The sequence below is a fragment of the Bacteriovorax sp. BAL6_X genome (assembly GCF_000443995.1).
In the GTDB taxonomy this organism is placed as follows: domain Bacteria; phylum Bdellovibrionota; class Bacteriovoracia; order Bacteriovoracales; family Bacteriovoracaceae; genus Halobacteriovorax_A.
The window spans coordinates 478,908-503,908 of sequence record NZ_AUMC01000010.1 but is presented as its reverse complement, the minus strand read 5'-3'; the positions used below and the strand labels follow the sequence as shown (position 1 = coordinate 503,908).

General features: G+C 36.4%; 27 protein-coding genes and 1 other RNA gene. 8 read left to right on the top strand and 20 right to left on the bottom strand.

What is annotated here, in order from left to right; genetic code table 11:
* Window positions 1–70: 70 nt before the first annotated feature.
* From M902_RS12990 to M902_RS12925, 14 genes are all read right to left on the bottom strand, one after another.
* A complete protein-coding gene (locus M902_RS12990; RefSeq protein ID WP_040314848.1) occupies window positions 71–781 on the bottom strand; it encodes a hypothetical protein in 711 nt (236 codons plus the stop codon).
* Window positions 781–2,301, bottom strand: coding sequence for a helicase HerA domain-containing protein (locus tag M902_RS12985; protein WP_021268454.1), 1,521 nt, complete (start codon window positions 2,299–2,301; stop codon window positions 781–783). The genes M902_RS12990 and M902_RS12985 overlap by 1 nt, the downstream gene beginning before the upstream one ends.
* Window positions 2,291–2,848 (bottom strand): hypothetical protein, encoded by a 558-nt coding sequence (locus M902_RS12980; protein ID WP_156979868.1) that lies wholly within the window; start codon window positions 2,846–2,848, stop codon window positions 2,291–2,293. Before M902_RS12980 ends, M902_RS12985 begins: the two co-directional genes overlap by 11 nt.
* Window position 2,849: 1 nt before the next feature.
* The gene (locus M902_RS12975) at window positions 2,850–3,305 is read right to left on the bottom strand and encodes a TrbI/VirB10 family protein (RefSeq protein ID WP_232215058.1); all 456 of its coding nucleotides are present in this window, start codon (window positions 3,303–3,305) and stop codon (window positions 2,850–2,852) included.
* A gap of 122 nt (window positions 3,306–3,427) precedes the next feature.
* Window positions 3,428–3,631, bottom strand: a complete 204-nt coding sequence (locus M902_RS12970; RefSeq protein ID WP_021267855.1) for a hypothetical protein — start codon at window positions 3,629–3,631, stop codon at window positions 3,428–3,430.
* Complete coding sequence (locus M902_RS12965; protein ID WP_021268743.1) at window positions 3,628–4,110, bottom strand: hypothetical protein; 483 nt, start codon at window positions 4,108–4,110, stop codon at window positions 3,628–3,630. Before M902_RS12965 ends, M902_RS12970 begins: the two co-directional genes overlap by 4 nt.
* Window positions 4,107–4,379 carry a hypothetical protein gene (locus tag M902_RS12960; protein ID WP_156979865.1) on the bottom strand — a complete coding sequence of 91 codons (273 nt, stop codon included), beginning with the start codon at window positions 4,377–4,379 and terminating at the stop codon, window positions 4,107–4,109. Before M902_RS12960 ends, M902_RS12965 begins: the two co-directional genes overlap by 4 nt.
* 34 nt (window positions 4,380–4,413) lie before the next feature.
* The gene (locus M902_RS12955; protein ID WP_021267902.1) at window positions 4,414–5,790 is read right to left on the bottom strand and encodes a hypothetical protein; all 1,377 of its coding nucleotides are present in this window, start codon (window positions 5,788–5,790) and stop codon (window positions 4,414–4,416) included.
* Window positions 5,787–6,440 (bottom strand): hypothetical protein, encoded by a 654-nt coding sequence (locus M902_RS12950; RefSeq protein ID WP_156979862.1) that lies wholly within the window; start codon window positions 6,438–6,440, stop codon window positions 5,787–5,789. The genes M902_RS12955 and M902_RS12950 overlap by 4 nt, the downstream gene beginning before the upstream one ends.
* A 1-nt stretch (window position 6,441) precedes the next feature.
* Window positions 6,442–8,400, bottom strand: a complete 1,959-nt coding sequence (locus tag M902_RS12945) for a VirB4 family type IV secretion system protein (RefSeq protein WP_021268130.1) — start codon at window positions 8,398–8,400, stop codon at window positions 6,442–6,444.
* Window positions 8,393–8,659: a hypothetical protein gene (locus M902_RS12940; protein ID WP_040314841.1), complete on the bottom strand. Its 267-nt coding sequence runs from the start codon at window positions 8,657–8,659 to the stop codon at window positions 8,393–8,395. The genes M902_RS12945 and M902_RS12940 overlap by 8 nt, the downstream gene beginning before the upstream one ends.
* 9 nt (window positions 8,660–8,668) lie before the next feature.
* A complete protein-coding gene (locus M902_RS12935) occupies window positions 8,669–8,989 on the bottom strand; it encodes a hypothetical protein (RefSeq protein ID WP_040314839.1) in 321 nt (106 codons plus the stop codon).
* Window positions 8,990–8,998: 9 nt separating this feature from the next.
* Window positions 8,999–10,897 (bottom strand): hypothetical protein, encoded by a 1,899-nt coding sequence (locus M902_RS12930; RefSeq protein WP_021268616.1) that lies wholly within the window; start codon window positions 10,895–10,897, stop codon window positions 8,999–9,001.
* Window positions 10,898–10,984: 87 nt separating this feature from the next.
* Window positions 10,985–11,458 (bottom strand): hypothetical protein, encoded by a 474-nt coding sequence (locus tag M902_RS12925; RefSeq protein ID WP_021267971.1) that lies wholly within the window; start codon window positions 11,456–11,458, stop codon window positions 10,985–10,987.
* Between the two features lie 321 nt (window positions 11,459–11,779).
* On the opposite strand from M902_RS12925, the gene M902_RS12920 reads away from it, so the two are divergent.
* The 3 genes from M902_RS12920 to M902_RS12910 all read left to right on the top strand — a co-directional run bounded on the left by M902_RS12920 (window position 11,780) and on the right by M902_RS12910 (window position 13,504).
* Window positions 11,780–12,112 carry a DUF4156 domain-containing protein gene (locus tag M902_RS12920; protein WP_021267888.1) on the top strand — a complete coding sequence of 111 codons (333 nt, stop codon included), beginning with the start codon at window positions 11,780–11,782 and terminating at the stop codon, window positions 12,110–12,112.
* Window positions 12,113–12,293: 181 nt separating this feature from the next.
* Window positions 12,294–13,124: a hypothetical protein gene (locus M902_RS12915; protein WP_021268246.1), complete on the top strand. Its 831-nt coding sequence runs from the start codon at window positions 12,294–12,296 to the stop codon at window positions 13,122–13,124.
* The gene (locus M902_RS12910) at window positions 13,121–13,504 is read left to right on the top strand and encodes a hypothetical protein (RefSeq protein WP_021268202.1); all 384 of its coding nucleotides are present in this window, start codon (window positions 13,121–13,123) and stop codon (window positions 13,502–13,504) included. The genes M902_RS12915 and M902_RS12910 overlap by 4 nt, the downstream gene beginning before the upstream one ends.
* A 103-nt stretch (window positions 13,505–13,607) precedes the next feature.
* Here M902_RS12910 and M902_RS12905 read toward each other — a convergent pair whose 3' ends face one another.
* From M902_RS12905 to M902_RS12895, 3 genes are read right to left on the bottom strand one after another with little or no spacing between them, the layout of a single operon-like run.
* On the bottom strand, window positions 13,608–16,067 hold the full coding sequence (locus M902_RS12905) for a DEAD/DEAH box helicase family protein (protein WP_021267842.1): 2,460 nt from the start codon (window positions 16,065–16,067) through the stop codon (window positions 13,608–13,610).
* Complete coding sequence (locus tag M902_RS12900) at window positions 16,068–17,525, bottom strand: Eco57I restriction-modification methylase domain-containing protein (protein ID WP_040314836.1); 1,458 nt, start codon at window positions 17,523–17,525, stop codon at window positions 16,068–16,070. It lies immediately after the preceding gene.
* 1 nt (window position 17,526) lies between these two features.
* The gene (locus tag M902_RS12895) at window positions 17,527–18,294 is read right to left on the bottom strand and encodes a hypothetical protein (RefSeq protein ID WP_156979859.1); all 768 of its coding nucleotides are present in this window, start codon (window positions 18,292–18,294) and stop codon (window positions 17,527–17,529) included.
* Between the two features lie 217 nt (window positions 18,295–18,511).
* Between M902_RS12895 and M902_RS16535 the strand changes: the two genes are divergently transcribed.
* The 5 genes from M902_RS16535 to M902_RS16150 are packed head-to-tail and all read left to right on the top strand — an operon-like array spanning window position 18,512 to window position 22,743.
* Window positions 18,512–20,227, top strand: coding sequence for an AAA family ATPase (locus tag M902_RS16535; RefSeq protein WP_021268378.1), 1,716 nt, complete (start codon window positions 18,512–18,514; stop codon window positions 20,225–20,227).
* Window positions 20,227–21,309 carry an McrBC 5-methylcytosine restriction system component gene (locus tag M902_RS12885; protein ID WP_021268443.1) on the top strand — a complete coding sequence of 361 codons (1,083 nt, stop codon included), beginning with the start codon at window positions 20,227–20,229 and terminating at the stop codon, window positions 21,307–21,309. The genes M902_RS16535 and M902_RS12885 overlap by 1 nt, the downstream gene beginning before the upstream one ends.
* Window positions 21,310–21,336: 27 nt before the next feature.
* Window positions 21,337–21,732, top strand: a complete 396-nt coding sequence (locus M902_RS12880) for a hypothetical protein (RefSeq protein ID WP_021268170.1) — start codon at window positions 21,337–21,339, stop codon at window positions 21,730–21,732.
* Window positions 21,732–22,232: a hypothetical protein gene (locus M902_RS12875; protein WP_021268207.1), complete on the top strand. Its 501-nt coding sequence runs from the start codon at window positions 21,732–21,734 to the stop codon at window positions 22,230–22,232. The genes M902_RS12880 and M902_RS12875 overlap by 1 nt, the downstream gene beginning before the upstream one ends.
* A 1-nt stretch (window position 22,233) precedes the next feature.
* A complete protein-coding gene (locus tag M902_RS16150) occupies window positions 22,234–22,743 on the top strand; it encodes a hypothetical protein (protein ID WP_021267870.1) in 510 nt (169 codons plus the stop codon).
* A 140-nt stretch (window positions 22,744–22,883) separates the two neighbouring features.
* On the opposite strand, the gene M902_RS12865 is transcribed toward M902_RS16150, so the two are convergent.
* From M902_RS12865 to ssrA, 3 genes are all read right to left on the bottom strand, one after another.
* Window positions 22,884–23,930, bottom strand: coding sequence for a site-specific integrase (locus tag M902_RS12865; protein ID WP_040315063.1), 1,047 nt, complete (start codon window positions 23,928–23,930; stop codon window positions 22,884–22,886).
* A gap of 12 nt (window positions 23,931–23,942) precedes the next feature.
* Window positions 23,943–24,323, bottom strand: coding sequence for a helix-turn-helix transcriptional regulator (locus M902_RS12860; RefSeq protein ID WP_021268741.1), 381 nt, complete (start codon window positions 24,321–24,323; stop codon window positions 23,943–23,945).
* Between the two features lie 293 nt (window positions 24,324–24,616).
* Window positions 24,617–24,984: a transfer-messenger RNA gene (gene ssrA, locus M902_RS16385) on the bottom strand.
* Window positions 24,985–25,001: the final 17 nt, after the last annotated feature.

The window sequence follows — 25,001 nt, the reverse complement described above, 5'->3', positions numbered from 1 at the left end:
TCGATAATGGCCCGAAATCATTTAGAAAAATGGCAGGGGCGAATTTTGTTTAACTTCATTTGACTCTAAATTAACTCTTCTCATCACCAAAAAGACTCTTAAAGCTTAATGTTCGTCTAAGATAGAAGCACTCTGACTTTTCATAATTAAACTTGGTTGCCGTCATTTGCTTATCTAGAATTAGAACTATGGCCTCTTGAATATCTTGCTTCATCTCCTCTAAGAAGCGTCGATAAGTCTTAAATAAAGTCTCCTTATTGGTGATAAAGACGCCATAGGTAAAGACACTTCCTGTTGCATAACGACGGTACTTTTCTTTAACTCTATTTTGTGACTTCTGAGTAAGCTCAACCTCTAATGCAAGTCTGAATATATCTCTTCCCTTACGCACGCTAGCCTCAGCATCTGGTAAGAGCTGATCTCCTGATATTTGATGAAACATTCTTCCATTCATAAATGAGTCGTTCTTTAATAATTCTTTTAGAACTCGACTTACAATCAGATCATGAGTTAAATTCTCATCACAAATCTCATAGGTGTAATCATGGCCAGTAAACTTAAGGCCCTTATCTGTTAAATAAATATGCTTATTCTTTCTCCCGAGAAGAACGCCTTTGATAAGTCCATGCGTTTCAAGCTTTCGGACTTTCTTTAAAAGGTTATGATATCCAACATCGTAGTTGCACATCTCACTTAGACTCTTCATGTCTACGACTTTCCATTGGCCGACAATATTGATGATGTCCTCATAAACCCCTTGGGGAATAAAACTAGCTTTCATCACCTACCCTCTACTAACAAAGGCCTACGTTTTTTTATTGAATAAGGTTTGTTCTTTTTGGATTCCTTAGGACTATCTTTTTCGATAACTACCTCCTTATTTATAAATTTGACATTATCCCAGACGATCTTAGGGTCGATATACTTCACGTTAAGAAGATCAACTTTTGTTGGGTAATGCCTTAAAAATACACATTGCCCCACATTTAAATTCTTTAAGATATTGGAATGAACAATTAACTCCTCAACAGTTCTCTGTGATCCTTGGGCCTGCTCTTCCCCATCTTGTACTCGCATTGTCTGCTTCTTTGACTCCATCGTTCCGATAGACTCAGCAAATAACCCTGCGCCGTCTTTTATTCTCTGTTTGAAAAGAAACCAATTAGAAGTATTCTCTAAGACTTGAGTACAAAGCTCAGGGTCATATTTTGCAATATCACTTGGCGACTGAAAGGCAAAAGTAAGCTCCATCTTTGCCCCTCTTACCTTATTTAGAATTTCGATAAACTCATCTGTAATAATAGCCGAAAGCTCATCAATATAAAGCCCCATCTTATTAAGCTGCCCCTCATTAACGGGAGTTATATCTCGATAGGTTTTATAAGCTGAATATGAGATGTCTCCTAAAATCACTTTCCCAAGAGACCTGGCAATTTCTGCAAAGCCAAGAACCGATAATCCGATATAGACGCATTTACTACTCTTTCTGATATCAGAAAAGCTAAGCCCATCTGCCCTATTAAGCTTCTGTCCAAAGTCAGATCTCATAAGCTTCTTAAGCCTTGATAAAATCCCTTGAATATCATCTCGCTTATAAAGACTTTCTTCTTTATTCTTAGGGTCACTTATTTCGATAAGCTTGTTGTAGATACTTTCAAGATTAACTAACTCATCTTTGCTTTTAAGGATTGAAACCGCATCCTCGATGGCATCACGACAAATCTGGGCGTAATGCTCTTCACTCCAAGTAAAGGACTTAAAAATACGGTCTGCTATATTTGTACTTGATCCATCCTTAACAGGATTTAAGGCACTAGTTCCCTCGCCATTCCAGTATTCAGAAAAGACATAAAAGTCCCGTCCTGTTAGCTTACAAAGATTAATAAAGTTTAAAAGAGAGCCGTTATCGCCCTTTGGATCAATAAAGACCACGGGCTTTCCTTGTCTCATATCTTCAAACATAAGAGCATCAAGAAGAACGGTTTTTCCTGAACCACTGGCCCCAACGACTGCCGTATGAGCTGACTTATTAATCTCACTGCCCATAATAATTCTTTTGGAAGTTACGGAATAACCGATGGCTTCATCAAGCAAGGTGCGTCTGTCATTTTTAAGATCATCTCTTTCAATCTTCTTAATGGTATTCTTATTATTTCTTTTAAAGACATACTTATCCATTCCAAGTACAAGTCCTGTGGCCATTAATTGGCTCAGCTTTAAAAGAATCTCTGACATTAGATCAATTACAGGTACTAAGGCCTCTCCAAGCCCAAAGTCTCCTGATTGCTTTTTATTGCTCATTGTTTTCTCCTTCCGGATTGCTATTAATAGAATCAGGTGTTTCACCGTAAGCGTGCTCGTAAACATCAAATGCTGGAATATAGAAAGTTTTGTTCCCTTTTTTTACGTAACGCTCTTTGGATTGATATTTGATTAGAAATTGTCTGTTTACTTTGCCCTTAAGCTTTTCAGGTAGCTCCTTAACTGGAACCTTATAAGCTTCTTCCTTGCTAAGATTGGCGTCTATATTGAGATTTCCGAGTCCTATCTCAATTGCATTTGGATCATACGGGATATTCGTTTTCTTCTTATCCATAAGCATTTGATCGAGCTTATAGTTTCGAGGATCATCCTTATAAAGTGCATAGCCAGCAAGAGCCGCGAGTCCTGCTCCAATAAGTCCAAAAACGGCTGCGTTTGCACCACGACTTTCCTTGTTAGGGCTTAGCATTGCTCCTGCCGTGGCCCCTGTTGCTCCACCGGCCAAGGAACTATAGATAAGGGTTTTCTTCATTGTTGAACATGAGGTCACGCTCAAAATTAAAATTCCTAATAATATTCGTTTCATTTTATTCTCCACCTAGCTTTAAAGACTTATTAAAAAAGACAAGTACCTCTTTTCCAGAGTTCACATAGGAGATCGTTAAATTCTTCTCTCCCGACTCGATAATCTTGTTCTTGGCATTAGTTGCAATACTGCTTAGACCGTCCATGATCTTATTCTTGGCCGTATTTTGATTGAATGTCCCAAAAGGAGAACTCACTCCACCTTTGGCCACATCAAAGGTAGCTCCTAGAAATGATGCGAACGAAGAAGTCAGAAAGGTCTTCTCTTCTCCTGAGTAGTAGTAATCAGCAATGATTCCTTCGGCACCGTCTAAGTCCCAGATATCCACATCAACGTCATATTCTTCACCATCCATAACCAATAGGTCACATTGACTAGGTACTCGTTTCTCAAAGCTAAAGCCAAGACAGCGAAGTTCTGCTCCGTTTAAATCCGAGCTTTCACTATTTATTCTCACGATAAACTTAGATGGCTTAACATTCATGGCCAGAACTGAATTTAGAATAATCCCACGTACACGAGTAAGAGCTGTGATTTTCTCTTCCTTCTTTCTGACGATGACTCGCTTCTCAGACTTTTTTAATAGGTCAAGGATGGCCTGATCCTTTTCAAGTAAGCTCTTAGTATGCTTATCAAGCTGATTCTTTTTACTCTTCCCAACTGTTCTTTTTTCACCTTCTTAGAAACTGGCTTCTTATACTGATAACGATTTGAAGCAGGGATCTCACTAAATCCCGCTTGAGCGTTTGAATTTAGAAGAAATAAGACAATTAACCACTTCATAGAGCACGCCCTTGGTAGTAGATCATCTTTCCATCTAAATAGATTGGAGGCCCTTTAGATAGGTAGCTCTTAGTTTTAATTGTTAGCTCATTGACCTTAACTGGTCTCTTAGACTTATTTACAAAGAATAAAGACTTAGGACACTCAAAGAGCTGATAGTCCTTTGTTTCTTTTAAGAGAGTAAAGTAAGTGCATCTCTCTGCCTTACGAATCTCAACGTCTTTGTTTGAAAAGTTCTCGCTGTATTTCAGATTGAAATGATATTTTTCCTCTTTGAGAAACGTTATGAAGTTTCGGCTAAAGCCTTTCTGCTTTGGCTCATAGACAAGACTTTTTCCGTTATTTAGCTCATAAATCTTAAAGTCTCCCTCTTGGCCTCCTACATAGTCTTGAACTTTGTTTGGAAAGTTCACGCTAGTAAGGTGTGACATGGAAAGGAAAATTGTAAATATATGTCCTGTAATGATGTAATAGATCATAGTGAGTCCTCCCATTGATAACGAGAAGCCAGTCTTTGCTCTTTTACATCTGCAATCTTGTAGAAATGGGGAAAGCTTGCATTTTTCTCCAAGGCAATTCTAAAACTACGATGACCTTTGCTATCTTTGGCCACAACATCACAACGAAAGCCACTTAATTGCTTTATGAGTCCAATTCCTTCAATCTCAAAGGTATGCTCTTTAACGTCCTTTAAAACAGACTTGTTAAAAAGCTTCTCCGTAGGACTATTCTCAAACAACTCTTTCATGCCCATGTAACACGCTTCCATAGCACTAAACCTCTTATTGTCTTCTCTGTGGTTGATTAATATTCCTGTTCCTAGAATGAGGACGTGAGTTAGCGCGCTTATTAGAGCGATATATATTAGAGGTCTTTTGATGTGGTCGATGGACTTTGCCATGCTTTTGTACTGTTCCATTGCTTACACTCCTTTTATTACTTTGCTGGTTAGTCGCTTGTGTTGGATTAATATGATGAGCCTGCTGAGACTTATAAGCAGGGTTCTTCCTTGTTGGAGCTGAAATAAAGTCAACTCCTGATGACTTATTAGAATTTTTAAGAGTCACATAATCAGAATCGTTCACATGAGGTGGGATATGACCCTTTATATGCGTATGCCCAAGACCTGTTGGCTTAATTCGTTCTGCTTGATTAGGTGCTGGACGAGAACTACCTCCACTTGATGTAAATTTATTCATGCCTGCAATCTTAGCCTTCTTGGCAAATTGATAGCCACCTTTGGCCATTCCTTTAGCAAATGTAGCCTTTGGGCCAAGTGGGCCTCCTGTTGCCATCATTGCTGCATTATTGACGGTGTTCTTTGGTAGATTCATCACGTAATTGGCCCCTATACTTGCGATAATTCCACCGGCCTGTGAGATACCGCTTCCAGTTAAAATCATGGCCCCAATGAGTGGAGTAAAAGCGATAAATAAAGTCAGGATAAAAAGTAGTGTCGTTCCCATCATAGAGCCACCAATGATATGCCCTGAGACATAACCCTTATTAATCTCTGTTCCAATCATTGAGATGATAAAGACAAGGACGTGAGGGATAATTAAGCACCACAAATAGCTTAGAATTGCCCCTCTAAGGACATTTCCCATAGATGGAAATAGATAGATTAGGCATGGAATTCCAATGAGCCCATATCCAAGATAGTAAACGAGAGAATACACAACTTTTAAAATCACAAAACAAAGCTTTGTGATGAAATAAATCGTTATAGTGAAACCATCATTAACGAATGAATCAAACATGTGGTACTTCAAAAATGCTAGAGCACCTGTAAATGCGTTTCGATCTTTGAAGAAGTCCTTTTTCTTATCCTCCGTAATTGCGTCCCAATACTTAAAACCATCAAAGAAATCCATTAAAAGGATATTCCCCTGTTTCTGCTCTCTCAGGACTTGATCGGCTGTATCCATAGATGATGCTATTGAGCTTTCATAAACACTTGTAACCGTCGTTAAAATCAGAATTGATATAAAAGCTCTCTTCACCAACGTAAATGGCTCTAAGCGATCAAAGTATTCAATGATTACGGCCAATATAAATACACTTGGAAGAAGGCTTAAAAAGAAAAGCCTATATTCTTCAATAAGCGTGCTTAGATTGAAGCTTTGAACCAAAAGAAGGTCACGCATGATGCTAGTCATAGCTTGCCACCTTTTGTTAGTGCTTCGTTTTGTTTTTTGCCATCAACTCCAATCCAGTTCTTATAAAATTCTTCACGGCGAAGTTTTTCGACCGTCTGGCTTTTCTTCATACCAAGATCAACCTTTTGGTATTCAAGGTTGTCTCGTCTAATTTTAGATAGAACTTTCCCATTAAGGGCCGTATTCATGGCAGTGTTTTGCGTATGTTTACTAATTGAACCTTCGCTTGCACTTATTAACTCTTGATTATGAGCTTCTCGTTCATCGGCCATTGAATTTACGACTTTCTCCCAGTACCGATCAGTAAAGTCTTGAGCTTCCAAAACGTCTTTTGCCATAAAGTCGATATTGCTCTTTAAGCCTTGTAGATTCATCTTAAGCCTAAGCATTACTTGGTTTAGCTCTTGAAGATTCTTAGGTTTCATCTTGTTAGCTTCTGCGATATCGACAACGTGTTGTTCGATTCGACGAGCAATGAAATAACGCCTCATTGCGATAAAATTATATTTATCTATCTGATCACTTGTTTTCTTAGCGACCTCTAGGATTTTAAGAGTGTTTGAAACGGTTGACGCCGTATTAGAGACAAGCATCACAAGGGCCGCTGTATCACTGTCTGGCATAAAGAACGTACTTGCGTTTATTCTCATGCTAAATATCAAAATAAATGACATTGTTATTTTGAAAATTTTCATGTCGTAACCTCACATAGGCCTCAATGGCCTCTTTACTTGAATCAAAGAACTCTTCAAACTTAGAAAGAAAGCTTTCAAGCTTCTTGTCTTTGCCTGCTTCTGTATGAAATAGCTCCAACTCCAAGGGAGTTAAGTAGTTTCTAATGATCTTTCTAAAACGATTATCTGTGGATTTCAGATAGCACTCTGAGAAGACTCCCTTTTGAAACTCTAGGGCTCCAATATTTTCGACATCAAAAGAATTGATGTCGTGCCTTTCTTCCATCTCTTGAGGAAAGAAGACTTTAAAATAGCAGTTATTTGTTATTGAATTAGCTAGATCATCTCCAAGACTAGAAAAGTCTTTTAAAGATTGGGAAATAGCGATAGGAAAAGCACCTGTTTTCCTAAATGTCCTAAAACATTCATCAATATATGAGCTGTGATCCCCAAGAAAGCTCCAACACTCATCAAAGACGAGAATCTTTTCTTTTTCTGGAATATTTTTAAAGTATTCCAAGATAAAGATGATAATTGGCGCAATAACACTCTTTGGATAGTTTTCTACGTCAACATATAGAATACTCTTTGTATCTATATGATCATCACAGATATAATCTTTGAAATCTTCAAAATAGAGATCAATTTCAGGGAAATCTTCTTTTAGATTATCTATAAGACCAAAAAAGGATTCGCTTTTAGGTAGGGTCTCTTTAATGGCCCTTAAAAGCTTTCCTTTTTCTAGCTTTCCAAACCTTTCTACATCAACAACAGAGAGAATAATCTCGCGTAGATACATCGGGTCTTTAAATTGGAAAGGATTAAATTCATGCTCTAAATTGCTTCCTCCGTAATACTTTGTGAGCTTACGAAAAGAGCCTCCCTTATCAAGGATTACAGTTGGGTGATCCTCAATAAGGTGATGGACAATCTTATTTACGAAAACAGACTTCCCACCACCACTTATGCCAGTTACGAGCATATTTCTATTTTTAATAGCGTCTGTAAAAGGATCAAAGTATATTGGCCTCCCAGAGTTATCATGAAGCTCCATTCCTTCATCCATAAGAAAGCTTCTCTCTACAGGTAAGAGGTAGCGAAGATGACTTGTTTTATTTGGTAGCGTTCTAAGACCAAGACGAGACTTAACTCCAGGAATAAGCTCGTTAAAGATAGAAGTAAGACCTGATTTGAAATGCCTTAGAGACTGTCCTTCTGCGAAGACCTTGATTCCACGTGAAAGCATTTCACTAACAAAGGCCTCGCTCATAGAATTTAGCTCTTCTAGTGAGTTACTACGCAAAAGAAAGAACATCTCCATTTCAAACATGGATTCACTACCATGAATAAGATCGTGCATGAGGTCTTCTGCTTGAGAATAGGCTCCTTCACTTGAAATATCTCTTTTAGATTTAAGAAAGCTAGTAAGGTGTCCTGTTCTAATTAGCTCAAGCTTATTAATGGACTTATCTTTAGCTTTCTTTTTAAAGCTTAGGACGTAATCAACGTCTTGAGGGATTAGGTGCTCATGGGCTTCATCATCTGAAAACTCACTTACCGAAAATACTCTTAGGTATTTCCCGTTAAAACTTAGGTAGTCATCATAGATTCCAACTTCTGAAAATATCTCTCTAGTTTGAAAGAAACACTCTAAGGGCCTATCTTGCTCCTTGAATTCAATCCCTGAAAAGCTCGGAAGCTGAGTTCCGTTAGTTTCTAGGAAAGAACAATCACTAATCTTGTAGAACTTGAAATAACTCTCAAGATTTAGGTTGTTAAGCCCACGGGCCAAGGATTCAAAGAATCCAGCTCGTTCAACATCATCCATTTGAGAAGTATCTGATGGTAGCATTGAGTAGAACCAAGATACGTCACCATGGATTGAGGTCAGCCTATTACCTTGAACTTCTAATACTGGAAAAGTTGATTTACTCATGACGACCTCCAAGCTTAAATTGCCAAGAAAGCTTCTTGTCATCTTTTAAATGAGCAAAAAAACCTTGTTTTAATCTCTTATTTACAAACTTAAGAAACACTAGAATCAAAGCAATAGTTGCGAGTGAATAAAGACCTGAAACTTTCATCCATGAAAGGATCAGGTAACTTGAACCAACTACGAGAAGATCAATTCTTGTAAGACTTGCGAGCATGGTGGCCTTCTGGTTTAGCAATGTTGGAAATTGATTTCTACTCATCTAAGACTCCTAGCTAAAGCTCTGAATTAGGTTTCTAATCAGCTCGAGGCCTGAGCCAGCAAAGATTGATAGAATCGCCACATTTGCCGCTTTCTTTTGATATTCGTCCTGCTTAAAAAATGAAAGAGTGACGAACATAATAAAAGAAGCTCCGGCCACCGCCCCCGCAAGGGGGATGAGATAGGTGGAGGTAATGGTTTCAAAACCATTCTTGAGCTTACTGAACGCAAAAGTATGGGGAGAATAGATCAAACTCGTTATTGCCATTGTCCACGTCAAAGGACAGGCAATATCAATTTGTTTCTGGTTCTTTTTTGTTAAAATTTTCATATTTTCCTCTTAGTTATAAAAATTTGTGACTTTAGAGATGATGTCCACGACAACGCCATTGAAGTACTTCTTCTTTTCACCACGTGTTGGAGTGAAACCAGTTTGAGGATTTTTGACACCCCATTGAACGTTTTGTTTCCATTTATCAAACCCCCAGCTTGTGACAGCGAGAGGAACTTTTCGAGCGTCTGCTTCTCTGATACAGATAAGGCCTGCATGCCAATTTTTATCAATATTATTCCCACCGATGTCGGTTATCTCTAGGCCTTCTCCTGCATAACCTTCACTTAATGGCTTAATCTTAATGAAAGCAGTATTTTCCTGACCAAGCTTAATTGCATCGATATCTTCTAAATTAGAAATTTCTAAAAATAAGAATTGTCCCAGATTGTCTTTTTGCAGACTGATTGAAAGTATATTTTGCTTTAGGAGATCATCTAAATTTAATTTAGTATTATTAATGTAGAGATCAAATGAAGGTAGGACTTCGCTATAATGATTTGCACTCCAACTAGATTCCATTTCTTGGAATCGGTTGTTAGAGAATTTTGCCCAAACATTCCACCTCGCTCCAACACAGTTTTTTCTACAATTTGGAGCATAAGCAAATTGTTCATTCGTTGTTAAAAGCTTAACTCCTTTAATTGATTTTAAATAAAGTGATAGAGATAATTTTGAATTTTTGGTGATATTACCTAAAGGTAAAGTTTTATCCTTGCTTCCGCTATAAACTGAATTTCTAAAGCTAGGAATAACTTCTGCTTCTCTTTTAGCTAAGTCGCTCCCCATAATGAAAGAAAGCGTAATCGAGTCCTTATTCTTGAACTTGTGTTTTAGATAGTGCTGTTTCAATGGATTGGTCATCACAAACCATTGACCGCTTTTATCCTCGGCCTTTAGCTCATGAAGGTATTTGAAGCTTGGAAGGTTGTTAGAGAACTGTTCAAGCCTTGTAAGTTTGTCTTCTTGAATCTCAAACTTCTCTGAATAAAGATGAGAGAGAACATTTATAAGAGAGTCGCCATCTTTTGATACGGCTACATAGTTTAGATCGTTCTCAAATGGGTTTGTTTTATAGACTGGTACAGTTTTGGCCTTAACAGACGCTAAAAGCTCTCTATAAGTCATCTTAAGGTCTGGTATATAGAAATCTTTTACCTCTGAGATAATAAACTCACCATGTCTCATATAAGTGTCATCAAGAAGCTCTTTTGGTGGATTGGTAATAGTAATTACAAAATCTTCACGCACCCCACTTTGAAAGGACTGCTCAATCTTTTGAGTGTGAAGCTGGATATAAGTTTCTTTTGAGTAGCTGTAGTAATAGAAGTTTAGCTCAAGGCCTTCTATAGAATTAAAGTAAGGCGATTCAACAAGCTTAAGGGTATTTTCAAGTATGATCTGTGATTCAGAAAGCTTTTTCTTTTTAAAGTCCTCGTACTCGGCACGCTTAGAGAAATAGAACTTTTCGTCAATCTCAGGGTACTTCACCCACGAATAGTCTTCTTGTCGAATATTTCCCCAAGTCACACCAGAGAAGCGCCCAAGTTTTGCCGTATTGTCAATGCTATTTTCTTTAAGGAAAAGCTCACCGACACGATACTTAAAATCGGGATCATCTTTGGCCGTACGAGTATCAATTTCAAAGATCATTTGATCCTCATATATTTGCTTAATATTATAGTTTTGAAGAAAGTTAACCTTAACTTTGGGAATGTCTGCGACATAAGGACTTCTTCCTTTATTGATTTCTTCTTGATCGTTTACAAGATCGCCGTCAGAGTCTTGGCTTGACCTCTGGGCATTAAGCGTATCAATGCTACGCTGTTCCTTACTTCCTTCTTCATCGGAAGAGTTAAAGCCACAACTCGCTAGTAGAGTTAGGCACATAATTAGTAGGTATTTCATATTTAATCTCCTTTTTTGGACGCAGGAATCCCTTAAAGCTTTTTTGCTTTTATTATAGGAAAGCCTTTGTTAGTTATTTTCTAGTTTCTATACTTCTCGATCTAAAAACTGTTGAATACTTGTGAACTGTCTTTGGGTTTCCATTAGGGCAAATTCAACATGTTCTTGTTTCAGAATATCGAAAATTACTTTTGCTATTTTTATCGCAACGACATTGATCTCATATAACGAAGTATTCCCTCGCTCAAATAAGTCAAAAATAAGATTGGTAGCTTCCTCTTTGATGTTCTCAGTAATTATCTGATCTACCGAATTGAAACCGTTCTGAGAGGCTATAATTATTGAGTGCTCGATACAGGAAAAATCATCACCTGTGACACTATAGAACTGACAAGAGTGAAAGATATCTTGAAGCTTGTGCTGAAGAACTAATAGTTCAATGTCTTTTCTTATCATTTCTGCACAGACATTTTTTAATTCTTTCTCTTTGTTTAAATCTGGATTGGTAATTGGTGGAATAAATCCATTTCTAATAATTTCCAAAGGCATGACATTTTCCATAGTTTTTTCTCCTTCATTTATTACATGGAAAGATACAAACATCTTGTCTTGGAAATCATTAAAAGATATAACAAGGACAAGAGTTTAATAGCTCTTTAGAGGTCAGATTACTCAGCTTGCCGGCAGGATGATCTGGCCTCTTGTTCAATAAAAAATGTCTTACCAATTTAATTTTTAAAATTACAAGTTCAATTTATAATTTAGAGAAGAAAGATTACAAGTTTGCGAAGACTCGGGCTTTGGTTTGCCGAATCTTTGCAAATTTACGAATCCATTTTATAATTTATAGTAATACTAGCTTAATTAATAACAGGATATTTTATGAAAATAATTTCTTTCGTAACTTTAATTCTTTTCTTTTCTTCTTGTTCTACACAACTTACTAAAAGTGGAAAAAATGTTCGTTTGGTAACAGAAAACCAAAAAGAAAAACACTGTAAAACTTTAGATATAATCACCACATCAAATGAGCTAGGCTGGGATGCTGCTCATGATAGTCAAAATGCGATGAATGATGCTCGCAATAAAGTTGCTGAGCTTGGTGGCAATGGAATGAAAGTTATTTCTAGTAATAATGCATATCAAGGTTATGGGGGAGCTTCTGAGGCCGTTATTCAAGTCGAAGCACTATCTTGTAACTTTGCGAAGAAATAATTGCCTAAGTGGTCTTATTCGCAAATTTGCAAACATCTCATTTGTAAGCAGTTAAAAACACAAAATCCTTTAGCAATACACTTTGCAAATTAGTGAACTTTTTTCACGCCTAAATTTATTTTGCTTAACAGTAGGTTTTCTGGCCGATAACACAATGCCAAACATACCTTGAGAGGCCTTTATGATTTCTATTCATGATGTGGAGGCAACGGTAGTAGGAAAAGTTGAAAAGCTATGTAGGCCGATTAACTATGAAGTCTTAGGAAGTGAAATTTTAAGCCTTCTGGATGACTACCTTGAGAAACACTCCAACATTACCATTAATGGATTTGCTGAGAAGAATGGCATCTCGCCAAGCTCTCTCTATTATCTGAAAAAATCAGATAGACGGAGCAAGATTAAAGCTGATTTAGTCCTTAAAGTTGCCTGTGGAGTAAGTGGTTCTAAAAATCCAGCCTCAGTTATTCAAGAAGCTAAGGGCGAGGTCGGAGCACTCCTAAAGTCTGCTTATCAGTCTCTATTAATGCCAAATAAACTCTCGACTGAGCCGGAACTGGATAAATACCTAACAAATAAAAACGCAATGATCATTGCTTTATTGGCCCACAACAAATCAGGTACAACAAGAAGTGAGATCAAAGAGCTACTAGATGGTTTTGCATTACAAGAACTAGAGAAAATGCTATCAGCCGAAGTCCTGAAAGAAGATAATGGGAAAATTACTGGTCATGTCGAAAGTCTATACTTAGATGCAGAGCAAACGAAATCAGCTGTTGCATATTTATCTCATTTTGCTAAAACGTCTGAGATTGAAAAAGGCCAAAACGATATTAAAGTTTTCTGGGGTTCTTTAACACCAGAGGGGATTAGAAAGAGAAAAGAAGTGACTCAAAAGTATATTGCAGAGCTTAGAGAAATTTACAACACACACGAAACAGAGGATGGAATACCAGATTTTACTACAATTCTTGCTGATACCATCACTGCGCCAGATTTAGGAGAATTACAATGAAACCTCTATTTCCAGTATTAATGCTTTTAAGTCTTAGCAGTTTTGCAAATAGTCCTCTAACTTTCAAAGAAGCTAACGTGGCCCTTTCTTACAAAGAGCTTGAAAGTGAAGTTTTTTACAACGTGGAAGATGTGAAGCTAAAAGACGTTAAATATATCCGTTCTTTTGATAATAGACTATATGTCCCGTCTTCAAAGGTCTCAGAAGCTCTTAAGATAAAAGATTTACCTATCTCGGGTGAGATTGATACGGTTATTCTCAAGCCTTTAAATGGTGTTGATGGTGGAGGTAGAATTCAGATTCCAGTTGAGAAAATGGAGCAACTAGAGCAGTCTATGCATAACTTTCGCATGACTCTTGGTGGCGAGGGGGGAACCTAAAAAGTCATCTAAGTTTTAGAGAGCCTGCTTACAAAATAACTATAATAATCTGACAGTGGGTTTTGAAGGAGGAACTGTCAGATCAAGCCTGAACTTTTACAAATTAAGCAATTAATTGCTTAAGACTCTCATAAATATATTCCTCAGGGTTCAGAGAGGTATCCTCTTGATCTCTAAACTCTCTTACAATTCTGTTTAATGCGAACCTATTCATAAAGCCTAAATCACACAACAACACAAAGTCATCTTTAGATATTCCAGTCATCACTTCGAAAAATTCCGGCGATTTTGTTTGTATGACATCATCAATATTATACTCTCTCTCCATTGTCATATAAATAAAGTCTGCCATACAAATTGCAAGTCTTTTAATTTGTGTTGCATACCACTTCTTTCTACTTTGTCTCTCCTTATCCTTCTCCTTTTCCATAAAGTCTTCAATAGCTTTTTCTTTTTCTTCTGGAGCTGTATTTGGGTCATTCTTAACATCTTCTAAATCAGATGCATCAACCCCTATCTTCACAAGTTCTTCCGCAGTAATACCTGCAACTTCCTGCGTTCTATAGCCTTTTACCTTTTTTAATATATCAAGAAGTTCAGGATTACTTTCTAGCATTTTCAAACAACTAAAATTAACAAGAACATTTGAAGTTATCCTTCTTGCAAGAGCGATCTTTGACCCCTCGTGATTCAGAACTTCAAAAATATCTTTCGCACTAGTTGAATCTCCAATAAGTCTTCCTTGATAAAATCTTTTTATATCTAAGGATTCACATAACCCCTCTGTAATGATTTCCAAGTTATTTCTATTAGCATCCGTTTTCTGCTCAAAACTTTCCTGTTGATCTACTTGATCTGCGATATTGGAAGCACAATCATATGTAACCTTCAAGCAACGTGTTATCGCAAAATCGAATACCCATGCCTTCCTTTTCATTATTTGACCTGATTTTTTATCAACCCAAGCAGATTGGACTCTAAAAATAGCTTGATAGTAGGACTCTGCTGACTGAACATCTGATAATATCATGATACTTTCCCACTCTCTGATGGTTACACCGGTTAAAAACCTTCCACAAGTAAACGTTATCGTGCCAAGTTTTGACGAATCCAAGTCAACTCTTTGTATTGCTTGCTGAACAACAGACTTATCCCTAGCAATAATATTATTGTCATCATCATTTTTCTTACTATCACTTCCTGAAGCATTAATTAGTTCAAATCTAGAAAAATATGGATGTTTCTTTAGTTTTTCAATTAGTGCAGAGATTGAGTCAACTCTATTCATCCACCATACACTATGTCTCTTTGCAGGACAGCCTAACTGCTCTCCGAGTTTACCAAATACACTCACAGCTCTCGCATCATGATCTCTTTTACATAGACCGTCAATAAAGTGACTTACAGCATCCTCGTGTATAAATTCACCATTTTGAGTTTCAAATAGGGCATTCAAGGAAAAGTCGATATCATCAGTTTCAAACTTATCCCTCTGCTCTTGAATATCTCTTTCTGTAATTTCAATTGTTGCAATACTTAAATCTGGAAGTTGCCTATAAACACCTTCTAGTTCTTCATTTGGATCGTTCTCTGCTTCCTTATTCTTTCTCTCCTGTTCATCCAAGTAACTATATGTAAAAACCTGTTGAGAACAGAAGTCATCCTGCTCAATCAAGCGAAAAGGTGTTCCAGAAAGATCCAAACGATATTTATAATCCAATTTATCTAAAATATCTTTAGCTCTTTCAGTTCTACTACCATAATGAACTTCATCAAAAATTATCAAATCCCAAGAAATATTTGGAATTTTATGTAGTCTCTTCTTTGTTTCACCATTATTTCCAATCCATAAATCTTGAAGAGATACACACATTACAATAGGCCCATCCGAAGAAGGAAATTCACCATTATCTGAAAGACAAGGATCGTGTCTCCCCTTTTTCTTCTTAGCTCTTATTCCTTTCCACTTATCAAATGCGACTTGATTATTTACAGTATCAATCCACTCACCAATAACATCAGGCTTATACGTTACAATTAGAGTATTTTTAGAATTTAAAGATTTTGCAAGATGAATACTTGTAAAACATTTTCCAAACCTCATTTTAGCATTTATTAAAAATCGCTCCGGGTGAGTAGCTGACCGAATTACATCTTCACTATATTCTTTTAGCAGCCATTTTTTTGCCTTATTCACAGCACTTTCCTGCTCTTCTCTTAATGTAAAATTGTCAGGTCTATTGCTCCCATAAACAACCTTATTGTAAGCTTTTTTTACTTCCTCAAAGGGGTCTGCTTTATTTTTTACCTTAAACCACTCTTTTCCCGGTGCATCTTTAATATGCTCACAATCATTCATAATCATAGCATTATGAATATCCTTGTCAGTGATATTACGAGGAAGTGTACCAATAAGAACATATTTCGGCACTTCTGGGTTGCTAGTACCAAATTGTTCTTTAACCCTCTGATCAGTTCGCCCTAATTTTGTATGGCCGACCTTTATTATTCCTTCTTTTAAATATTGATCAGTTGAATATGCATATAACTCTAAACACGACATCTAAGACCACTCCTCGACCTTTTTCTTAATATTTGCAATTTCAGAAGATGTAAGGTTAAATTTCTCAAAGAGCTTCTCATCAGTCCATTCACTCTTCATATCTAAATAAGGTACCCATGCCCATCTGTCCTTTGGTATATGTTGAGTAATTTTTCTTAGTCCCAACAGGTATCTTGCAAAGTCAGTTTGTAAATACTTAACAAACCTTTCAGCCTCAGTCTTTGTTTTAAAAATATCAATGACACTATAAGTTTCCGTCGTGATTTCATCTTTATTTAAAATAAAAAACTGATTCACAGGAAGTGTTACTCTTCTCACTCCTGTTTTCGAACCTGGGGCATAAGCAGACGGGATCACTACCTTATAAAAATTGACCTTATCATTGTTTTTACGAATCTCATTCGTCGTTGTCAGTTTAATTTTCCTTCCTCTTGAATAACATTTAATTGAATTAACATCATTACTATCTGCCTCTTCGTTATCTCTAAAGAAAGTACTAGGAAGTCCGTATGGGTTTCGACTCCATGCAATCTCATTAATAAACACATTATGATTACTCATAATTTTATTAATAATAGAGTATGCTTTTGGATCATCTGGAATAATATCAAACTGAGAAATATCTATCTTAGAAACCACATCACCTTCAACAAATGATGTCTTTCCACTATGAGAACTAGAATAATGAAAAAAACAAACTCCTCCAAGAACATCAACAGTTGGAAATACCGTCTTCGACTTGCTGAAATAGTGTAAGGACTTTATTTCAGATGATGCGAGAATCCTTTCTCGAAACTTATCAACCCCTTTCCCCACTGCAAACCACCTAGATGGTATAACAACCACAAACTCATCAATATCATCAGAATCCATTAAGGCCTCAACAAAATGATTATAAATTGCTCTTGCACTTCCACCAAAACCAGAATCAGACTCTTGATAAGGAGGGTTACCCACAGCGATTATCTTTTTAGCACCCGAATCTTTTTTAATATAGTTAATCATATCTTCAAACTCCTTTTTAAATACTGCTCTGTTTAGTGTCCCATCAACTTCTGATAAATAATTCCCATTTCTAATTACATGATTAAATTCATCCCGATGAGAATTTTCATTACCTAAAAATGTTCTTAAACTAAGTTTATGATGACGTTCATCTGGTGCTAATGCATAATACCTTTTGGACATGAAAATTTCTTCAAATATCTCTTGAGTATTCATTAATCTGGATTCTTCCTTCAATAGACTTAGGCAGGACTGATACGCACAGGAGAGCAAGAGTTCCCCTGCTTTACAGAAAGGATCAAAGAAAACTACATCTTTGTTCATAAAGTTTTCTTTACCTATAAGGGAAACCATCTCTACAGCTTTCTCCATCCTAAGAATTGGCTGATCTCGACCAATAACATTACCTAAAACATCTACAACATGTGCATTAGTCTTTAATAAAGCCCCCATTTTACGCACTCACTTCCATATAATTACCACCATTATATTTATATAAAATCTCCGCAAACTTAAAATCTTTAACATTCTTCCTACTTCCATCCAAATAAGACTCTATAAGCTTCGATGCTCTTTCGTACTCAAGAGGTAAAAGATCGTTAGTCTCACATTCATCAAAAAACTGAGCCCATGTAGTATGAAACTCCACGGGTTGATGTTCATTTTCACATGCCCACAGCTTACTTGCCTTGGTCTTCAATGCTTGCTTTTCATAACTCTCAGAGCAGCTTAACGATGTAAGTGTCTCATTTACATAAATCTGCCATTTAATAGCTGATATAATATGACAAAAAAACTCTTGATGTTCTTCTATGATTGAATACTCCGAATCATAGCCTAACTTAGACTTGAGAAATTGAAGTGTAATATGTAAAACCCTAGTTCTACAACTCTCAATATTCTCAGGATCAATATCGATTGCCCATAGGGTATTTAGAGAATTAGAAACTGCATACAGAGATGCTTCATTTGAATATTCTTTAGAGGCCTTTACAAATATTGACTCTAATCTTCTCTTGTAAATAGCAAGTACAATATTTCCATGGCCACAACAGGGCTCAAAAAAGACATTTCTTTCATCATTCCAAAAATTCTTTCTGTCTTTTGAGAGCATGTCTAACATTTCTTCAACATATTTATCAGGAGTAAAGACTTCTCCTAAATCTTTTATTCGCTCTTTACTTCTATGAAATAATGATTCTAGGCTTATGATATTTTCCACTACTTCTCTCCAATTTTTTAACATATTGAATCTTTTCGTGAATTATTATTTAGTGTTTAGGAACTACTTAATATTGCACAGAAATAGGTAATTTCTATCAGTACAAAAAAAGCACCTTAACATATTTCCAGTAAGTTATGCTGTTAAATTGACTAAATAAATACAGAACTAATCCGATAAGGGATTAAGATTTCATCTGAAAAAGGGAACTGTATACATGACCAACAATAGCCAAATCTTAGAGCATATTCTTGATGTACAGAGAGAAGCAAAAAAGATTCAACACTATTTTCAAGAACCTCAAGCAGTAATCGATTTTATCAACAATATGGATAAGGAGCTTATAGTAAGTCTTACTAACATATACAGAGATAAAGGCGTAAATAGAAAAGGAAAGCTTAGGATGGTAAATGCTGTTCGGCTGGAGGTTTTACTACGTCTCCAGAAAAGAGAGACTATTACTATAGAACTTGTTAATAACATGATGGATAATATTCGAGATAATAATACCAAATTATTTATAAATTCTCCTAGCGACACAAGACAAGCTATTAAAGAGTTCAAAGAAAAAAAAAGAGATTCTTTCTCTAATTGGAAAAAGCCTGCGAGAATGTTTAATACCTTCTACTTCCATGAAGAAGTAGAATCTAAAATTAACAACCACCTCGAAAATATTGGGAACTTTTTAAAAGAGCAGTCAGGGCTCAAAGACTATAGTTATCACTACAACAACTTCAAAGGCTCTACACAATTCGGCTCAGAACGCTGCTGGATAGCTCTCTACCCTACTGAATCAACAAAACATAAACATGCTTACCAGCTTTTTCTCAGCATACGAGGAGATGCTTTTCATTCAGGTATCGCAACAGGTTCAAATGTTAAGATCAACAAAGATAACTTTGAAGAATTTCATTCAGCAGAACAGGCTATCGAAAATATATGGAAACACAAAGAAGAACTACTTTCCTACAATGACAATATATCACTTAAGGAACCCCTAAAAGGAGAAAAGGAGCATCAACTCGAAGAGGAGATTGAAGAAGAAGCAGAATCAGTATATGACTTTGAACTGGCCCTTGAAACTATGTTTTTAGGAGAAAACAAGCTTAAATCAATTATAGATGCTTTAAATATTAAAAAGAATATTATTCTTCAAGGGCCACCGGGTGTTGGGAAAACATTCATCGCACAAAAAATCGCTTGGCTCTTTAACGGGACTAAAGATACAAGTGTCACTGAAATGGTTCAGTTTCATCAATCATACTCTTATGAAGACTTTATTCAAGGAATTCGACCTAATAAAGATGGAACTTTTGAAGTAAGAGACGGTGTTTTTTACAACTTTTGCAAAACTGCTAGTAAAAATAAAAATAAAAAGTTCTTCTTTATTATTGATGAAATAAACAGAGGGAACCTTTCTAAAATATTTGGTGAACTTATGATGCTACTTGAATCAGATAAAAGGTTTGAAGAATATTCAATAAAGCTCACTTATTCAGAAGATGATGAATCTTTCTTCATACCTGATAATGTCTACGTCATTGGTACGATGAATACAGCAGACAGATCACTTGCGATGGTTGATTTTGCACTTAGACGACGATTTGCTTTTATTTCTCTATCACCAGAATACCAAAGTAAAAAGTTTCACAGTCATCTTATTGACAATGGTGTGCCAAGCGATGTCGCAAATATGATAGTGCAAAGAATGACCAGTTTGAATGAAAAAATAATTAACAAATACAAACAACTGGGAGAAGGTTTTGCTATCGGACATAGCTTTTTCTCATCACTTCCTGAGGATATACCATATAATTTTAAATGGTATCAATCAGTAATAAAAACAGAAATCGCACCACTCCTGCGAGAGTATTGGTTTGATAATGAGGCTACAGCAACACAAGAGATTGAAGAACTTCTACGAGCTGGTTAATGAGTAAAATTCCAATAAAGAACCTATATTACATGTTAACATACGCTTGGGATATCCTAGACGAAGCAGATAAGATTCAAATCTCAAAAGATAGTTACGAACAAGACCTAGACTTCCTTGGAAGTATTCTAAACTCTTCTGTTAATTACCAACTTAAAAGAGGTCTCTATAAAGATTATCTTTTAAGAAGCGAACAAACGGCGACAATAAAAGGGAAGATAAACTTTAGTGATTCTCTAAAAAAGCAAACATTTCTGAAATGCCAAGCAATTTGTGAATTTGATGAATACACTGAAGATAATCAACCAAATAGAATTATTAAAACGGCCCTATACAGAGTGTTCTGCTCTGATAACTTATGTCCTAAACTTGCGATAGAAATTAAAAATACTCTTTCAATATTAAAAAATGTTAGTCTCCTATCAAGTGCACCTAAAGACATAGAAACAATAAGACTTCCTAAGAACTTTCAATTTTATAAATTATTACTATCTGTAAGTTCATTTATTTTAACTAATACATCTCAAAACGAGTCCAACGGTAAGTATGAGTTTATAGATTTTATCCGTTCCCCTCACAAAATGAGGAAGTTATATGAGAAGTTCGTTTATAACTTCTATCAAAAAGAACTGAGTGGAACTCATAAAGTTGAAAACAGTAAATCTCAATATGTTGGGATCGAAAACTCATTGAAAAACAGCAAGACTATTCCTTATTTAATAACAGATATTGAACTAGTTTCTCTTAAAACAGGTCAAAGAATTATCATTGACACTAAATTCGAGAAAGAGACTTTAACTAAAAATATGTATGGCCAAGAAAAGATTCATTCTAAATATTTAATGCAACTCATGACATATCTTGAAAACAGAAGACGGAGTTGTAAAGAAAAGGCAATAGGGATTCTTTTATATCCAACGATTGACCAGACCTACGAAGTTTCAAATAATATTTGGGACTATAATATCCATATTATGAATATAGACCTATCAGAAGACTGGTCTTCAATAAAATCTAACTTAATAAACCTTATTACAAAGGTGGAAGTATTCAAGAATACTTACGCCCAGAAGGCAGCCTAAGCGAAATAAAGACGAAAAGAGGAAGTTATGAGTAATCTTGCCAAGAAAATAGTTAGCAACCTAACAGAAGAAGAGCAAAAAGAATTAAAGTCATGGGCAGATGAAGCTTACGTAATTAGAAATAGTAACGATATATCTCGCACTGAAAAAATCAAACGAATCACAAAAATCACTATAAGAAGTAAAGTTACCTCTAATGTAATAGTCAGATTTTTCAGATTACTAAAAAAGCATTCATGGGATGATCGTGCATGGCCAGCTAGATTTGCTTTAGCAGGACTGACGATTGGGGCTACCGTTGGTGGAACTAAAATGGCTGGAGTAGCTACAGCAGGAATAGGAGTCGGAATACCAATATATATTCTCACATCGGCAGGAGGTGCGTTACTTGGTTCAATAATAGAGGAACTCAAGGATAAGTAATGTCTAATTATACTATAAAAGATTATCAAACATTAATTGCTTCATTTGTAGCGTCATTAATTGCACTTGGATACTATTGGCAGAAGTATAAGCTTGATAAAGAAAATGCAAAGAGAGAATTGTTCACACAACTAAATGAACGCTATGATGAGCTAAATGATCACCTAGAAGAACTCTTGCATATCGAATTTGAAACACAGATTAATAGCCAAGTTAATAACGAGAGGTCACTTGATGAAGTATGGGAGTACTTGTTTGAAGACGAACCCTGCCGTATCCCTCCATACATTGCTGCCACTTTTGACTACATCAATTTATGTTCCGAGCAATATTATTGGTACAAGAAAGGTTTTATAGATAAACAAGTATGGAGCTGTTGGCATAAAGGTATGCAAGATTGGTACAAATACTCATTTTTCTTAAAGAAAGTTGTAAAAAGAGAAAAAGAAAGAAACTCTTCATATTATAACGATGGCTTTCTTAACCTATTTGAAGGTTAATATGAAATACTTTCTTTTTATAGTGTTTACATCTCTACTATCACTTAATATCAGTGCTAATGACCTAATTGAATGTAAACAGAGAAAGGGGAGATGGGACTACCCCACCTCTCCATTAGCAAAAAAGATATCAAATATAGTTGGGAAGAAAACCTGTAATGGAAAAGACTTTAAAGACTATGTAAATCGTAATTATCCCCATCTTAAAATTCTCACAACAGGAAAAAGTGAAGACTCCTACAATGAGAAATTTTGTAAATTACAAGGAGGTATTACGGAATTGAAAAGAATTGACTGCGTGACGAATGTTTACGCAATCGAAGTAGACAGAGCTAAGAAATGGCGAGAAGCCATAGGCCAATCACTTCAATATGCCTATTTATCAAAAAAGAAGCCAGGTATAGCATTGATAACCTCTAAGTCTCAAAAAGATAGAGAATACTTAAAGCTTTTGAAGGAAGTTATTAAATATTCCAACCTAGACATAAAAGTTTGGATCATTCAAAAATAGCTCTAAAACATTATACAAAGAGATAGGCGTATAAACGCCCACCCCATGTAGATAGATATTAGCAATGGAACATAACTCGATGATAATCTTCGTAGCCTAAAAAAAAATAGAATAAAAACAATAACACTCATAAAAGGTTCCTATAAAAAATCTAAATTATTAGTAATCCCCTGAATATGAATCCCTGACTTGCGAATATAAATCTGCATCGTCTTCAAATCCTTCCAACCTCCCATAGACATAACCTTAATTGGCTCTATTCCTTTAGAAAGCATGATCGTCGCCCATGAAGCTCTTAGATCATGAAAGCGAATAAGAGGGAGATTTAATTCTTTTAAGAAATCTTTTAACGGTTTTGCCTGAGTGCCAGTTTCCCAGTCTCTAATCCTTGGAAGAACAAACTCCCCTTCTTTATTATCATAAAGCTCTTTGATAACTGGCATAAGGCTAGGAGCAATTTCTACGACCCTATCATCCCCCGACTTGGTGGTCTTAAGGCCATTAATCTTATTCCAAGAATGAGTGATATAGATAAGCCTATTTTGAAAATCGACGTTCTCCCACTTAAGAGCATAGAGTTCTCCGTTGCGAAGTCCTGTGTAACAGGCCACTGCCCAGACAGGAAACCATTCATGGTTTCTCTCTTGTGCTTCTCTAAGAAGGATCTTTATTTCTTCTTCCTTAAGCATTTTTTTGATTTTCTCATTCTTTTTAAATTTAAGCCTGGGACAAGGATCGCGATAAATGATGTCATGCTCTACTGCATACCTAAAGACAGCTCGTAAATACTTAAGCATACTTTTTCGATGGGCCTCAGAAAACTTAGCACAGTCATCTAAAATAAAATCTCTAATTTCAGAAGTACTAAATTCGTTAATTCTTTTCTTTCCCCAAATATGAAAAGTATTGGCTTTTATACATTGCTCGTAATTTTTAAGCGTGTTCTTAGCGATTCCACAATTGGCGTAGTAGTCTAAAAACTTTTCAACGAGATCGGGCCAAAGAGGATGAAGGTTCTCGTTAAACTTCTCCCCCATCTTGATTATTAATTCTTTGTAGACCCTTTCCGCTTCATACTTAGTCTTAATTCCCTGACGCCTTATGCTTTTAGATTGCTTCGTTACAGGATGCCTTCTATGGTATGTGACCACGTAATGTTTCTTTTCTCTGTCGTATTTAATTCCCATTGCTACCTCCAATTAACCGATGAAGGTATTTAAAAAAGCCTTAACAGCTCTTAGTTTAGATGGTTCAAGCCTTTTAATTATTTCGATACATTCGCCACGCATATTCTCAGGAAGAATAATATCGCCGTGGAGCATCTTCTCGAATTCGTCATAGCTGTAACCATAAACATCAAGATAGCTTGCGATGATTTGTTTAGTGAGGTCTCGCCTTCCATTTTCTGAATGGCAAACCGTAGACTCAGAAATTCCCATGATTCTGCCTACGGCTCTGACTGATAAATTTCGTGATTCTCGAAGGTACTTAAGAAGCTTCCCTTCTCTCGTTTCGACCTTTAGATCGCATCTTCTGTTCTTTTTCTTTGTCTGTTTTTTCTCGTTTTTCTTGGCCGTCATAACTACTCCTTTTGTGTAAAAACGCCGTTTAAATGGCCCAGACCGATACACTGAGTAGTTGTTTAAAATCAGAAACTTAACTGCGTTTTTTGGCCGTTTTTTGGCATTTTGCTACACTGAATAGTCCATCAAAAATGCATGTAGCCAAAAAGTTAGCCACAAATAGCCACATCGGGACAGTTTGAGACAAGTTCAGACAGGTCTCAACGTCCGATTTAAACGCAAGTTACTGTAATTAAGCAGCTGATTTTAATAATGTTTAAGGAAAGAGGGCTTCCACCACCGGAATCCGATGGTGGAGGTGGTGGGAATCGAACCCACGTCCGAAATGACGTCTTGATAGCGGCCTACGTGCGTAGTCTTCGGTTATCGTCAGAAGACAAGACTGTCCGTGATACGTGACCTCGGCGAACCCCGGTGAGTGATTAACGAGATGCCCCGGCAGGCTCGAAACCTAGTTAACCAGCAGATTCAACTGGATTGCTACATTCTGTTTCTTGGCAGTAGCGCCTCACAAGACTAATCCTAATTAATTAGGCAGCCATTGGCATTGCATAATCGTCTGCAATTAACGGTGGACTCCTTTTTACCAGGACCGTGGAGACCAACCTGGACACGCCCGGATACCTGTCAACCATCCCGTCGAAACCAGGGCACCCCCATGAGATTTTGACTAGC